At 50.2% G+C, this 15,718-nt stretch carries 7 protein-coding genes and 1 tRNA gene; 3 read left to right on the top strand and 5 right to left on the bottom strand.

Annotated elements, in window-relative coordinates; translation table 11 throughout:
• Window positions 1-59: 59 nt before the first annotated feature.
• The 3 genes from AB3R30_RS15550 to AB3R30_RS15540 all read right to left on the bottom strand — a co-directional run bounded on the left by AB3R30_RS15550 (window position 60) and on the right by AB3R30_RS15540 (window position 1,338).
• Window positions 60-293, bottom strand: coding sequence for a hypothetical protein (locus AB3R30_RS15550; protein WP_458650116.1), 234 nt, complete (start codon window positions 291-293; stop codon window positions 60-62).
• A 120-nt stretch (window positions 294-413) separates the two neighbouring features.
• Window positions 414-1,109 (bottom strand): Arm DNA-binding domain-containing protein, encoded by a 696-nt coding sequence (locus tag AB3R30_RS15545; protein WP_458650115.1) that lies wholly within the window; start codon window positions 1,107-1,109, stop codon window positions 414-416.
• 155 nt (window positions 1,110-1,264) lie between these two features.
• Window positions 1,265-1,338, bottom strand: a tRNA-Pro gene (locus AB3R30_RS15540).
• Window positions 1,339-1,520: 182 nt separating this feature from the next.
• Between AB3R30_RS15540 and AB3R30_RS15535 the strand changes: the two genes are divergently transcribed.
• From AB3R30_RS15535 to AB3R30_RS15525, 3 genes are all read left to right on the top strand, one after another.
• On the top strand, window positions 1,521-1,907 hold the full coding sequence (locus tag AB3R30_RS15535) for a hypothetical protein (RefSeq protein WP_458650114.1): 387 nt from the start codon (window positions 1,521-1,523) through the stop codon (window positions 1,905-1,907).
• 184 nt (window positions 1,908-2,091) lie between these two features.
• Entirely contained in the window at window positions 2,092-2,334 is a 243-nt protein-coding gene (sipA, locus tag AB3R30_RS15530) for a regulatory protein SipA (protein WP_458650113.1), read from the top strand.
• 201 nt (window positions 2,335-2,535) lie between these two features.
• On the top strand, window positions 2,536-13,080 hold the full coding sequence (locus tag AB3R30_RS15525; protein ID WP_458650112.1) for an Ig-like domain-containing protein: 10,545 nt from the start codon (window positions 2,536-2,538) through the stop codon (window positions 13,078-13,080).
• Here the strand turns inward: AB3R30_RS15525 and AB3R30_RS15520 are convergent.
• Window positions 13,063-14,520, bottom strand: coding sequence for an alkaline phosphatase family protein (locus AB3R30_RS15520; RefSeq protein ID WP_458650111.1), 1,458 nt, complete (start codon window positions 14,518-14,520; stop codon window positions 13,063-13,065). The genes AB3R30_RS15525 and AB3R30_RS15520 overlap by 18 nt on opposite strands.
• Window positions 14,490-15,716, bottom strand: coding sequence for a metabolite traffic protein EboE (gene eboE / locus AB3R30_RS15515; RefSeq protein ID WP_458650110.1), 1,227 nt, complete (start codon window positions 15,714-15,716; stop codon window positions 14,490-14,492). The genes AB3R30_RS15520 and eboE overlap by 31 nt, the downstream gene beginning before the upstream one ends.
• Between the last annotated feature and the right edge of the window lie 2 nt (window positions 15,717-15,718).

The raw sequence follows: 15,718 nt of genomic DNA, 5'->3' as shown, positions 1-15,718 counted from the left end.
AACGAGCAGGATTAACAACGCGAGCATGGAATTGGCATGATATTGCCACCTATCCCACATTAGTCTAATGCACTACCAGAAATTTCTGACGGTGTTAGCCCCTGATGCGCTGCATTGCTCACAAACGAATGACGCAAACTGCGCGGCATTCGGTAGGGCACTCCGACCTGATTTAGAATTGTTTTCCAAGCATATTTATTGAATGTTTTGTCGTCGATCGCGCCTCCCCTACGTGCGGGGAAGATTAAATCATCTGGGCGATAGCTTCCAGTCTTTTTTCTAGCTAAAAACATATCCTTTAAGCGCGGTGAAAGATCAAACCACCGTGCTTTATTCGTTTTGGTTGGCTTTCGTTTCCCCCTACCAAAACTTTCTCCAATCCACACTTCGGAGCAGTCTGCACTCAGATGTTTTCATCTCAAGCCGACGGCTTCTCCAATCCGACACCCCGTAGACAGTAGAAACTCTACAAAATCTGTGTAATAGGTGTACCAGGGGTCAGTGCTAAATCCTTTCAATATCCTTTGAGTCTCTTCCTTGGTGAAGGGGTTTAGCCTTTGTTTTGGAGGGACTTTTACCTTTACTTCCTGCCAGGGGTTTTCTGCTACTAACTTGCGGCGCATCCCCCAACGCCAACAGCTACGCAGAGAGCTAATTCGCTCTCGCACATTGATTGGAGCCAGCTTCTTTGCAAGCCAGTCTCGAAATTGAGTTGCCTGTTCTTCTGAAATTGTAGCTGGCAGCTTGCGAAAGTATTGACGTGTGTAGCTTAGGCAAGCGGTATATTTGAGCATCGAATCTTCTTCACCCACTTGCTTTGATTTCCAGGTCACAAATTTTTCAAACAGTTCAACTGCGCTCACCACTTCACTGGTTTGAATCTGAGGCTTGTACCGTTCCAGCGTTGGATCAAACCGTTCTGTGAGCATATCTTGCTCAATTAACTTAGCTTTCCGTTCTGCGACCGTTCGATTAACCTTGCTGTCAAGCAGCCCTAGCGAGATTTCGTATCGCTGCCCTCCCCACGTCCAGCGCAAGCCCAACCAATCATTTTTGCAACGTACTGCTACAGACCCCTTTAATGATCTCTTTCGCCCATTTTCCGCCACTTTCAGTCCCTCAGTTTCGCTCCCCAATTTTGCCCCAATAATGTCCAGAGTTGGCGATATTTGGCGGTATTTGGCAGTTACTTATTGAGAATGACTTAATTTTTCCGCCATCTTTTAAAATGGCGAAACCGCCCATTACAAGCGGTTTCAACCTATCGGAGCGGCGAGATTCGAACTCACGACCCCTACTACCCCAAAGTAGTGCGCTACCAAGCTGCGCTACGCCCCGACAGATTTATAAATATAGCACGAGTAGGAATCACTACTGACGCAAATAATAGAACACAAAATTGGGTAGATTACTCGTCATTTTAGGGTAATGTTGACTGAACAAGCCTGTCTGTCGTTGCAAGGTGCGAAGTTGCCAAGAAAGCAGATGCAAAGAAGGCAAGTGCGAATAACGAGGTTTTGATGGAACTTCAAGAAAAAATTAAGCGGCAACGAGTTCAGCATATCGTGACCAGCTATCACTTGGATGGAGATGCCGAGTCTTTTCAAGCAGCACTAGACACTCTCCTTGCCGTATATCCAATGCCTTTGGTTGAGTTGGCGCTCGTTGAAACGTTAGTCACCTATTGGCTGAAGGTACCGTTGTTACGTGGGCACGAGTTTTTGGCAGAAGTTGGCAGCCTGTTGAAAGCATGGGAACATTGCATTTTGCTAAACGAAGACGGTGAGGCGCAGGCGATCGCCTGTGTGACTTCAGCCCAGTTCTATCAAATTACTGGTTTAGACCCTACGCCAATTTTTGGTACTCCAGCACCATCCTCAGTTCACGCTAGCAAGTCTGTTGGCTAATGAGGTCGCTTAATCAATCACTTAGTTAACACGATGTGCGACTATCCCAACCTCCCTCACCCTAAATCTCTCTCTCAGAGTGGGAGAGGAACTTTGAGAAATCTTGCTCCCCGTAGGGTGGGCTGACTTTAGTTGCACATCAGGTTAGTTAAGAAATTAGCTTAACTTAAGAGGTTCAGTAGTCATGTCTAAATCTTCAGTGGGTGATTTTTCAGTGAACGGCTTTTCAGTGGGCGATCGTGTGCGTCTCATCAGCGCCCCACCTTATGTGAAAACTGCTGATCCAATGCCAACACTCCGTTCTGCTGAACTAATTGCAGTGGGCGAAGAAGGGACTATTTTAGATCGTCGTCCTGGCAACTATTGGAGTGTGCGATTTGCCAATGGTGCCTTTTTATTAGACAGCCAATATCTAGAACGAGTGTAAAATTCCGTACAAACCACGATCGCTGTCTCTTCTAAAGCTCCTTCAAATCAAGACTTTGAGGGTTTACCTTGACGCAAACTTTAAATAGATTGCTAAAAATTTACAAAGTTTCTACCCATATTTATGTAAATCTGCCAGAACTTTGTTATCAAAAAAACACAGTTAGGGCAGAATAGCTATGCCAGTACGGGGTTATTCGCCATGCCAGATACCGCAGGAAACTCTTTAGCCACAGCCACGTCGCTGAAGCTCCTTTCCACTGCCCAAAGCTTCCAAGATCTCGTCACACCTGCCGCCAACGATTTTTACCGCTTTTCTTTGGCTAATCAGAGTAGTTTCAATCTTTCCTTAACCGGGCTAGATGCTGATGCAAACGTAGCTCTGTTAGACAGTGCAGGCAGTTTAGTCACGGTTAATAGCGTAGAGCAAATCTCCAACAACCAGGGTAAATTTTCCGAATCAATTAACACCATCTTGAATCCTGGCGTTTATTACATTCAGGTTGCTCCCGGTTTAAACACATCTATTGCTAACTACACCCTCAACGTATCGGCAGCAGATAATCTAATTGATACAGATATCATTTGGCGCAACTATCAAAACGGTGAAACCACGGTCTGGCAGTTAAACGATGCCCTTGGATATACCGGTGGATATAGTTTGCTTCCACCTTCCACTGAGCCTGCGGTTTGGGCAATTCGAGCAACGGGCGACTTTAATCGCGATGGACAAACCGATATTCTTTGGCGATATGAAGCTTTAGGGCTGACGCTTATTTGGTTCATGCAAGATACGGCTTTAGCATCTTTTACCTTATTACCAGCAACAAAAAACGGCAGTTGGACTGTTGCCGGAGTTGGCGACTTAAATGATGATGGATCAACCGATATTCTTTGGTGGAATGCTGCAACAGAAAAACTAGATGTTTGGCTGATGCAAGGTGCTAGTTCGGTTGGCTCTATTGCGATCGCTCAACAACAACAGCCAGGATGGACAGCCCGCGGACTAGGCGACTTTAACCGTGACGGCTTTTTAGATATTCTTTGGCATAATAATTCCACAGCCGCTTCAGAGGTTTGGTTTTTAAAAAATACAACTTTTCTATCCGAGGCTGCTCTTAACACTAGCTTTGCCAAACCTTGGTATATATCCGGGGTGGCGGATTTTAATAAGGATGGCAACTCAGATATTCTTTGGCGTAATTATGGTGCAGGAGGTCAGAACCAAATTTGGTTGATGAATGGCACCTCGCTCACTTCAACGGTATCGCTGATTTCTATCAATTCCCCTTCTTGGAACTCAACTCCATACAGCCGCTATGGTCAACCGAATCCGATTGATGTGGCTGGGAATACCATTGCAACGGCGTTTAATTTGGGCAGTGGGTTAGGGCAATCGGCAACTTATCGCGATCGCGTCGGCGGGCAAGATACCAGTGACTACTATCGCTTTGATATCACCAATACAACTCAGGTTAGTCTGCTTCTATCCAATCTTACAGGCAACTTAGATCTGCAACTGTTCGACAGCAGCGGTAATACGATTGTGGATAGCTCCTCTCAAAGTGGACTTAGTCCAGAGTCAATCATCCGTTCGCTGTCCGCAGGCACCTATTACGCCCGCGTTTTTCCGGCGTTGGGTCAAGCCGAAAGTACCTATACCTTATCGGTTGACATTAGCAGCGCTCCGGTTTTAGTCAGCAACAATCCGCTGACGCTAGATGAAGAAGGCTCTGCGAGTATCTTAAGTTCTCTGTTGCGGGTGACAGATAGCGACACCCCAGATAGCCAACTGGTTTATACGGTGGGCAATGCAACCACGAATGGCAGTCTATTGATTAATGGCGTAACCGCTACTGCTGGAACTACATTTACGCAGGTTAATTTGGATGACCCTAGCCAAGTGAGATATGTTCACAATGGCAGTGAAACGACCAGCGATCGCTTTAGCTTCACGGTGTCCGATGGTACGGGTAGCAGCATCAGCAACCAAACCTTTAGCATTCAAGTGAACCCGGTGAATGATGCGCCGATTCTGGTCTCGAATAGTGGCTTAACCCTGTCTGAAGGGGATAGTACGGTACTTAGTCCAAGTCTGCTGCTGATTTCAGATGTGGATAGTCCGGCGGTTAGCTTGCAGTATTCCATTACCAATCTGCCAACCAATGGCACACTGCTGTTAGCAGGCACGGCAACCAGCACCTTTACTCAAAGCGATGTTTTTAACGGACTGGTTCGCTATCAGCACAATGGCAGCGAATCGCCCTTCGATCGCTTCACCTTTACGGTTACCGATGGCGCAATTCTGCTGCCGGGTGCCAATACTTTCAGCATTTCCGTATTGCCCGTCAATGATGCTCCGGCGGTTTCCATCAACACTGCTCTAACGTTGAGCGAAGGCACCAGCGCAGCAATCACGCCCAATCTCCTGCTAGTCACCGATCCGGATGGTCCGGCTCCGGTGGCGTATACCCTCGGTAGCACTCCTGCTAATGGAATTTTGAAGTTGGGCACTGTTACGCTTCAGACCGGGCAAACCTTTAGCCAGCTTGATATTACCAATGGTCAGTTGACCTACATTCACAATGGCGGCGAAACCACAAGCGATCGCTTCCAATTTACGGTGACCGATGGGCTGGGCGCAACCTCTGTGGCAACCACCTTCAGCATTTCCGTATTAGCCGTTAACGACGCACCTGTGCTAACTGCACCCGTTACTCTCCTCGTGGATCAAAACACGAACACCCTCATTTCAGGAGTTCGTTTGACGGATGCGGATGTAGGCGATAACGATGTCACTGTTTCTCTATCTGCTGGCAGCGGTGTATTGACCTTGGGACGCACCACGGGCGTAACCTTCCTCACGGGCGATGGCACTCAAGATTCAACTCTTTCTTTCCGAGGTCGGCAAGATGTGGCAAATTTCGTGCTGGAATCCTTGATTTATCGCAGCACGGGCGCATTTGAAGGAACCGATGTTGTCAATATTGCGGTCAATGATGGCGGCAACTTTGGCTTAGGCGGCGTGAAAACCGACTCCAAAAACGTCACGCTGACGGTAGCAGGGGTGAATGATGCTCCGGTGATTACGGCTCCTGCATCGCAAACCTTAAGCGAAGATGTCACTTCACCGATTAACGGCATTAACATTGTTGATAGCGATGCGGGATTGAGTCCGCTGACGGTGAGTTTATCGGTGGTGTATGGTGCGCTAACGCTGGGTTCTACTGCTGGACTGACCCTAACAACCGGAACCGGAACGCTGAACAAAAATCTGGTGTTTAGCGGCTCTCAGGGGGCGATTAATACCGCTCTGGCTGGGCTAACTTACTTGAGCGATCGCAACTATAACGGTGCCGATCTGCTGACGATGAATGTGAGCGATAATGGCTTCACTGGCAATGGGATTCCGCTGTCTGCCTCAAAACTAATCACTCTCACCATCAATCCCACCAATGATGCGCCTGTGATTACGGTGCCATCCAGCCAGAGCGTTAACGAAGGCACAGATCTGCGGATTTCGGGCATCAGCATTAATGACGTAGACGTGAGCAATGGCAATTTGACTGTGGCGGTGTCAGCAGTCAGCGGCGTATTGTCCCTAGAATCCTTGACTGGGCTAACTTTTACTACAGGCGATGGCACTCAGGATAATACGCTGATCTTCCAGGGCACCCAGTCAGCGGTAAATGCGGCATTGAGTGCCCTCACCTATCGTCCAAATGCTAACTTTGGCGGGACGGATACGATCGCCGTCAGTGTTTCGGATGGTGGCAATACTGGAACAGGAATTCCTCTGAGCGATTCCAAATCCATCGCAGTGAACGTGCTGGGCGTTAATAATGCGCCTGTGGTTGCTCTGCCTACTGGCACTCCAGCCGTTGACTCTGGAATCAACTTAACGCTCTCTGGCTTTAGCGTTAACGACCCCGATGCCGGCGGCGGGACTCTCTCCGTCACCCTGTTTGCGGAAAATGGTGTGTTGTCATTGCGATCGCTTTCCGGCTTGCAGTTTACCCAGGGAACAGGCAGTCAAAATAATCGGATTACCTTCACGGGTTCCATCGCGGCGATTAATGATGCCCTGAGCCAGGTTATCTATCGCAGCTATGCAGGCTTTACCAATGCCTTCGATCGCATCACCCTCAGCGTCAACGATAACGGTAATACGGGCGTGGGCATTCCGCTCTCGGACACCAAGACCCTGCTGGTGAATGTGGGAAATGCGGTCAATCTACTGCCGATCGCCACGGCTGATAGTTTCACGGTTGCGGAACGGGGAACCTTGCTGGGCACCAGTGTTCTTGCGAATGACAGCGACCCCGATTTCACCCTGCCGTTGACGGCGCAACTGGTGAGTCCGCCAACCAATGCTGGCTCGTTTAGCTTTAGTCCCAATGGCACCTTTACCTATACCCCGGTTACCAACTTTAATGGCTTTGATACCTTTAGCTATGTGGCGAGAGATGTTCTCGGCGGCACGTCTAATACGGCGATCGTGGTCATCAATGTCACGTCGGTGAATGACCTGCCCGTCGCAGCGAACGACAGCTTTACCACACCCGAAGACCAACCTGCTAGCGGGAATGTGCTTGCCAACGATACCGATGCGGATAATCCGACCTCCTCGCTAACCGCACAGTTAATTAGTGCGCCTACCAATGCTGGAAGTTTTAGCTTCAATCCTGACGGCAGCTTTAGCTATACACCACTACCCAATTTCAACGGCATCGATCGCTTTACTTATGTGGCGATCGACCCGCTTGGAGGCACCTCTAATACGGCGATCGTCTCTCTCACTATTACCCCAGTCAACGATGCGCCCGTTGCGGCAAATGATGGCGTTTACACTGCCAGTGCCGGCGGTACGCTGTCGGTTCCCTCAACCAATGGCGTTCTGCGAAATGATAGCGATGTGGAAGGTAGCGCGCTTACTGCAACTCTAGTGACTGCGCCCACGAATGGCACCGTTAGCTTGAATGGAGACGGCTCCTTTATTTACCAACCCACTGGTAATTTTGCCGGAACGGATGTCTTTATCTACCGTGCTAGCGATGGCAGTTTAGCCTCTAACTTAGCAACGGTCACGCTGTCGGTGGGTGCTAATAACGCCCCGATCGCCAACCCCAATAGCTACACCACCGCAGAAGATACACTGCTGACTACGGGCAACGTGTTGACGAATGACACCGATGTGGATGGCAATACCCCATTGACAGCCAGCGTGATCGCCGCTCCAGCTAATGCTCTGTCTTTCACACTCAATGCAGACGGGAGCTTCAGCTATCAGCCCAAGGCAAACTTTAACGGCACCGATACTTTTGTATATACGGCAACTGATAGCCTAGGTGCGGTATCTAATCCCACCACCGTCACCTTTAGCGTCACGCCCGTCAATGATGCTCCTGTTGCCTTCAATAATACCGTTTCAGTTGTTCCCGGTGGCACTCTCAACATCGCCGCACCCGGTATTTTGGAGGATGACACTGATGTTGAGAGTGCCAGCTTAACGGCGGTGCTAGTCTCTTCCACGTCCTCCGGTACGCTGTCATTGAACCCCAACGGTTCCTTTACCTATCGCCCCAATATCGGCTTTAGCGGCACTGATGTTTTTACCTACCGGGCAAACGATGGCAGCTTGAGTTCTGCAAATACCGCCACCGTCAGCATTGTGGTTGATCCGTTGGCGAATAATTTGCCGATCGCCCAAGCCGATTTGTTCACCGTCGCCGAAGACACCTTACTGACCACGGGCAACGTCTTAACCAATGACACCGACACGGATGGCAATATTCCGCTAACCGCTAGCGTGATTGCGACTCCCACCAACGCCCTGGCGTTCACCCTGCGACCCGATGGCACGTTTAGCTATCAGCCCAATCCCAACTTTAGCGGCTTAGATACCTTTACCTACGCCGCGATCGATAGTTTAGGGGCAGTCTCTAGCGTCGCGATCGCCACCTTCAACGTTACCCCGGTGAATGATGCCCCGGTTGCGGTGAATGATGTTTATAGCGTCAACGCTACGGCATCGCTGAGCCAGACGGCACCCGGTGTGTTAGCCAATGATAGCGATATCGACAGCGCCAACTTGACGGCAGCGTTGATATCAAATGTGCAAAACGGGACGCTCAACCTCAGCGCCAATGGCTCTTTTACCTATCAACCTAATGCTGGGTTTTCCGGCAGCGATCGCTTTACCTACGTCGCCAATGACGGCAGCTTGAATTCGACTACCGCCACCGTCAATCTGTTTGTGACCACGGCAGTGAATGCGCCTCCAGTCGCCAATCCTGACACTTTCACTACTGCCGAAGATACTTTGCTGAACATCGGCAACGTGTTGACCAATGACACCGACGCTGACGGCAACACTCCACTAACTGCTAGCGTGATTGCGGCTCCGGCAAATGCTCTAGCCTTCACCCTGAATGCCGATGGTAGTTTCACCTATCAGCCCAAGCCTAATATCACCGGACTCGACACCTTTACCTATGCCGCGATCGATAGCTTAGGCGCAGTATCCAGCGTCGCGATCGCCACCTTCAGCGTTACTCCCGTCAACGATGCGCCAACTGCCAACAACGATGTTTATAATGTTGCGCCGAGTGGCAGCTTAAACATCACCGCATTAGGCGTTTTATCTAACGATACCGATGTAGAAGGCAGCCCCTTAACCGCAAGTTTAGTGACGGCTCCCAGCAGCGGCACATTTACTCTCAATCCTGACGGATCGTTTACCTATGTGCCTCAAGCGGGATTCTCTGGAAATGTCAGCTTTACCTATGTTGCCAGCGATGGAGTCTCGGTTTCTAATACCGCGATCGCCACTATTTCTGTCTCTTCAAATGCGCCACCCGTCGCGGCTCCAGATTTGTTCATTGGTGCGGCAAACACCTTACTGACCACAGGTAATGTCTTAGCCAATGACACTGACACCGACGGCAATATTCCGCTGACCGCCAGTGTGATCACAACGCCAACCAACGCGCTTTCCTTCACCTTGCGACCCGATGGCACGTTTAGCTATCAGCCGACTCCCAACTTTAGCGGTGTGGATACCTTTACCTATGCCGCGATCGACAGCTTAGGGGCAGTCTCTAGCGTCGCGATCGCCACCTTCAGTATTGCCGCTAATGCCGCCCCCGTTGCCCAAAACGACACGTACACTGTCAATGCAGGTAGCCCGCTTAACATTACGCCTTTAGGCATTCTGAGCAATGACACCGATCTAGAAGGCAATACCCTCACCGCCAGCATCATTGGCAATCCGCTCAGCGGCTCTTTGACCCTCAACTCGAATGGATCATTTAACTACACCCCTAATCCAGGCTTCTTTGGTAGCGATCGCTTTACTTACTTAGCCAACGATGGACAGCTAAACTCCAACACTGCCACCGTCAGCCTTCAAGTCAATGCCATTCCGGTTGCCCTTTCAGACACCTACACCGCTGTAATTGGGGCTTCCTTAACGATCGCCACCATAGACGGAGTTTTGCAAAATGACACGGATGCGGATGGCTCCCCGCTGGCTGCGAGTGTGGTAGTCAATCCGACTAAAGGAACGTTAAGCCTCAATGCCGATGGTTCTTTTATCTACGCTTCCACGGCGGGTAGTTCTGGCGTTGATACCTTTGTCTATCAGGCAACCGATGGCTTCGCAACCTCGACTCCCACAACAGTGACCCTCAGTTTGCAAACTAACTCAAGTCCGATCGCAACAAACGATTTATATCGCGCCTCCACCGACGGCACCCTTTCAGTCGATGCGTTCACAGGAGTGTTGAGCAATGACAGCGATGCGGAAACGTCCCCATTGGCATTGACAGCAACGTTAGCAACAGGCGCACAAAATGGGACAGTGACGCTCAACTCTAACGGGTCATTTGTCTACCGTCCCAATTCTGGCTATCAAGGACTCGATCGCTTTACTTATCGTGCCAGCGATGGATTGGCAACATCGGGGTTAGCGACGGTTTCTTTATCCGTCTCACCCAATACACCACCAGCAGTTCAAAACGATAGCTATCAGGCTGCCAGCGGTGTTGAGTTTAATCAATCCTCGATCCTTCAGAGCGTCTTAGCAAATGATAGCGATGCGGAAAACAATCTACTGACTGCCAGCGTAGTCTCTGCTCCTGGGAATGGGACGCTCACTCTCAATCCCAATGGCACCTTTATCTATACCTCCAGCACAGGCTATCAGGGAACCGATATCTTTACCTATCGCGCTTTCGATGGACTTGCTAGCTCAACGGCAACTGTGTCAATTTCGGTGAGGCTGAATACGCCGCCCACTGCTCTGCCGGATACCTATACCGCGATCGCCGGACAGACTCTCAATATTACCGCCCCCGGAATTCTGGTGAACGATACGGATGCTGAAGATCCGATTTCAGCCCAGCCCCTTTCCCAACCCACTCAAGGCACTTTAGTGAGCTTCAATGCCGATGGCTCTTTTGTTTATGTTCCAGGAGCAGGGGTCACCACTGGAACTGATTTCTTCACTTATCAAGTCACTGATGGCTTCTTCAACTCGACTCCTGTGACCGTCACAATTAACGTTTCGCCATTAACCGCAGTTAACGATACTTACAGTGTGAACCGCGATAACCTGATTAATGTTCCGAGAACTTTGGGAGTATTAGCCAATGATATCGCTCCCAATTCCACTGCTGCGGTAGTCAGCAACCCCACGCAAGGTAGCCTCACCCTCAATGCCGATGGTTCCTTTGCCTATATCCCCAACTCTGGCGCAACCGGGGCGGACACCTTCACCTATCGCGCTACTAGTGGCGGCAGTAGTTCAACCGCGACCGTCACCATCAACATCAATGCCACCAGTACTCCGCCCACCGTCCAAAATGATTCTGGCTATGTCGTCTCTACCAATGGAACCTTAAACGTAGCAGTGGCAACGGGAGTATTGGCAAATGATACCGATGCCGATGGAGATGTGCTTCGGGCGACGCTAGCCACTGCCCCCACGAACGGTAGCGTTGTCTTAAATTCCGATGGCTCTTTTAGATATATTCCTACGGTCGGCTCGGTTGGTTCCGATACGTTCACCTATCGCGCTACGGATGGCATTAACCTTTCGGCTCCAGCAACGGTAGTTATCACAGTTGGCGGTGCAAATGCTGCTCCGGTGATTACGCTGCCGGGTAGCCAACTGGCGCTTCGCAATACTGACCTGGTGATTCCATCGGGTTTAAGCATTAGCGATGTGGACGCTGGTTCCAACTTGGTGACCGCAACGTTAACTGCCACCAACGGCACTCTGACATTAGGCGGTCTTTCTGGGTTGACCTTTACCACGGGCGACGGTACAGCCGATACAACGATGACGTTTACGGGTGCGATCGCGGCAATTAACACCGCCCTGACCAATCTCAAATTCACCCCCACAAACAACTTCACTGGGGCGGCTCAAATCGGTCTAGTGGTCAATGACGGTGGGTTTACCGGAACAGGCGGCGCACAAACTGGCAGCGGGACTATTTCAATCAACGTGTCATCCGGCGCAGCGCTAGTGGCAAACATCAGCCCTCTCGCAACCAGTTCCAACCCGACTAACCTAACAGCCGTTGGCAATCTGCTTTACTTCGCGGCTGATGATAGCGACACAGGCAGCGAACTGTGGAAGAGTGACGGTAGTTCATCAGCCACCCTACAAGTGGCTAATATCAATCCTGGTGGTTCTGCCTCCTCACCCAGCAACTTTACGGTAGTCGGCAACACCATCTACTTCACAGCAACGAACAGCGGTACAGGTCGGGAATTGTGGAAGACAGACTTGGCAGGCACCTCTACAACCCTAGTCAACGACCTACGATTAGGCACATTAAGCTCTAATCCTGTGGGTTTAGTGAACTTTAACAATACCCTTTTCTTCCAAGCCAATGATGGTTCTGGTATTGCTATCTTCAAGATTGATAGCAGTGGTAACCCGGTGAAGTTAGTCGCATCGCCTAGCTACACCGTTCCAGGAAACTTAACGGTTGTGGGAAATACGCTGTACTTTACAGCCAATGGTGCAACCCAGCTTTGGAAGACAGACGGAACCAATGGAAACACCGTATTGGTAAGGGATCTTGGCTCTGGTGCCCAAATTCAACGGGTGACGGCAGTGGGGAATACTGTGTTCTTTACCGCCATTGATAGCAGCGGCACAGAACTATGGCGGAGCGATGGCACAGCCGCTAACACCGCACGAGTTACGGATCTTAACCCTGGTAGTGCGAGTTCTACTCCCAATAATCTGATGAATGTGAATGGAACGCTTTATTTCTTTGCGCGAGATGCAGCGGCATTCAAACTGTGGCAAAGTAACGCTGACGGTACGGTGACGTTGGTCTCTACGCTTCCTTCGGCAGGACAACAGCCAACAAATTTGACGGCGATCGGTTCCAGGTTGTTCTTTACCGTAGACGCGGGTACGGCTGGAAATCCTGATCTGCAACTGTGGTCAAGCGATGGAGTCTCAACCGCAACGGTGGTGAGAAATATCAATGCTGCTGGCAATGATACTGTGGCATCGTTGACTAACTTCAACGGATCGCTCTACTTCACTGCGAATGACGGTACAGGCAGCAAGGTTTTCCGCACAGATGGCACCTCTGCCGGAACAGTGGCAGTGAGTGGCAATTTCTCGTCGGCTCCAACGGGGCTAACGGTCGTAGATGGCAAGCTGTTCTTTGCGGCTAGCGATGCAACGAATGGAACGGAGCTATGGGCGGTGCAGTGATCCCTTTTGAAGATGGCTCAGGATCAGTTCACAAACATCGGTGGCGGCGATCGCCTCTGTGCCGAGCAGTTGATTTTGCCGAGTCGCAAACAAAGGACCATCAGCGGACGAGGTGGTGACATGTCCATGAGAGCCTTGGACGATCGCAGCATCCAATGGAATCACATCCATCAAATAGCGAAACCCTAACTGTTTCTTCAGCAGAGTTTGAGCGATTTTCATTTTGGGAAATTTAAGTTGTGGATCGACAAATAGTTCTACAGGATCATAACCAGGTTTACGGTGAATATCGACCGTCCGGGCAAAATCTGGCGCGTGATCATCCTCTAACCAGTAGTAATAAGTAAACCAGGCATCAGGTTCTGCGATCGCCACCAACTCGCCAGATCGCGGGTGATCCAAATGATGAGCCTGCTTGCTTGTCTCATCCAATACCTGAGAAACGCCCTCAGTTGACTCTAACAACGCCCGTACTTGATCCAACACAGCCGGATTGTTGACATAGACATGGGCAATTTGGTGATCGGCTACCGCAAACGCCTGACTTGCTCCCGCATCCAGTAACTCTCGACCCATCTCTTCGCGCATGGTCAGCAATCCCTGTTCTCGCAGCACACGATTCAGATGAATTGGTTTTGAAACGGGCGTAATCCCATATTCAGAAAGCACAATCACCTGAGCGCCTTGTGACTCATAGGTGTCAATCAGGTCGCCACAGATACCATCAATTTCTTGCAGATCCGCGCTGATCTGCTTGGGATCTGACCCGAACTTTTGCAAGCAGTAATCTAGATGGGGTAAATAGATCAAGGTTAGGGTTGGACTATAGTGCTGCTCGACCCATTTGGCAGCATTTGCAATCCATTGCGTGGCGGAGATCGAGGTGTTGGGTCCCCAAAAGTTAAACAGGGGAAACTGCCCTAACTCGGCTTGCATCTTGGGTCGCAGTCCGGCGGGTTTGGTGTAAATATCAGGAATTTTTCTGCCATCCGCCGGATACATGGGGCGCGGGGTCACTTCATAATCCGCCGTGGAGTACATGTTGTACCACCAAAACAGGTTGGCACAGGTGAACGATGGATCAAGCGATCGCGCCATATCCCAAATTTTGGGAGCCTGCACCAGTTTGTTGGACTGCCGCCAAAACTTCACTTCGCACTCATCTCGAAAGTACCAACCATTGGCAACAATGCCGTGTTGAGCCGGGGTTTTCCCTGTGAGGTAGGTTGTCTGGGCTGTACAAGTTACCGCAGGCAAGACGGGCTGAATTGGCACCATGCGCCCTTGATCTATCCATCGACACAACCGAGGCGTATACTCTCCTAATAACCCAGGGGTGAGTCCTACCACATTCAGAACAACTGTTTTTTGCATAGGTTCGGCGATCGCGCTCCAGTAGAATTTTGAATTTAAGCGGTAGTGAAGGTTGCCAACACCCACTCATACTCTCGCTGAATGGATGCTGACAGATCCATCTTCATAGCGGCTGGCAACACATCCCAAGTGTAGGTTTCAATCTCTAAATGATTGCAAACAGGCTGTTCTTGCAACAGTTTCAACACATCGATCATGTGATCCTGCGTAGACTGCAAGATCTGGTAGTCGCGGATAAAAATAGGCACATGAAAATGCGTTCGCCACTCTTGGGCATCGGCTTGTTCCAGGTAGGGAAGAGCAGTCACTAAATCAGGATAGTGATGTAATGTGCCATCGTTTTGGCGCTCAATCACTTGATGTAGATAAGTGGATTCAGCAAACGGATGGAGCCGCTCTGCAATGATTTTTCGCTGCTGGATGTCCTCTGGCAAGTGGACTTTGAGGGCAGCACTCAGTTGAATTTTGCCAATGCCAATTCCGGCAGCCTGAAACCGTTCAAAAACAGAGGTTGGATTTTCATATTCAAGGGCGAAATGGCACGTATCGTAACACACTCGAACATGATCTCTGATCCAGGTTTCGGCTAAGTCTGGCGAGAGTCCCAAGGTTTTTGTCAAGTATGCAGAACCAATAGGCAAGAGGGACGAGTGGAAGAAATCGATCACTTCTGCTGCATTCTCAATCAACCCATCTGGCTCTGGTTCCAGATCGATGTGTATCAGCTTTCCGGTTTCGGCTCGAATCTGCGCCATGGTTGCCACCAACTGCGCCAGATGAAGACTACTGGTTTGTAAGAGTAAGTCCCAATTGGTGCGATCGCTCGTCCACCAGGGTTTGTAGGACAGCGGCAAAGTCGAAATTCCCCCATCCATGCCATCAGGCAACAGCGCCGCCAGAATTTGAGTGAGTCGCAGCGTGTAATCCAGTCTTTCTGGCTGAGACCAGTCGGGCGCATAAACCTGATCCTTGACAATCTGGTTGTGAAACCCTCCGTAAGGAAACCCATTGAGCGTAAACACATACAAATTGTGTTGAGCCAGCCATGCTTGAAACTGAGCTAGCGCATTGCCTTCCAGCAGTTGAAGCGTCGCAATATTGGCTAATCGTAGCCCAATTCCAAAGGGCTTTTCTGCCGCTAGGTTTGCCTTTAGTGCAGGAACATAGTGCTTCAGATTATGGAAGACTTCCTGCCAGCTTTCACCGGGATGAATATTGGTGCAGTAGGTTAAGTGAACGCGATCGCCCGTCCCAGTTTTCATGC

It is taken from the genome of Sivoneniella epilithica UHCC 1019, from assembly GCF_040830845.1.
Taxonomy (GTDB): domain Bacteria; phylum Cyanobacteriota; class Cyanobacteriia; order Leptolyngbyales; family Leptolyngbyaceae; genus ULC077BIN1.
The sequence above is the reverse complement of the archived record's forward strand: the minus strand, read 5'-3'. Positions and strand labels throughout refer to the sequence as shown.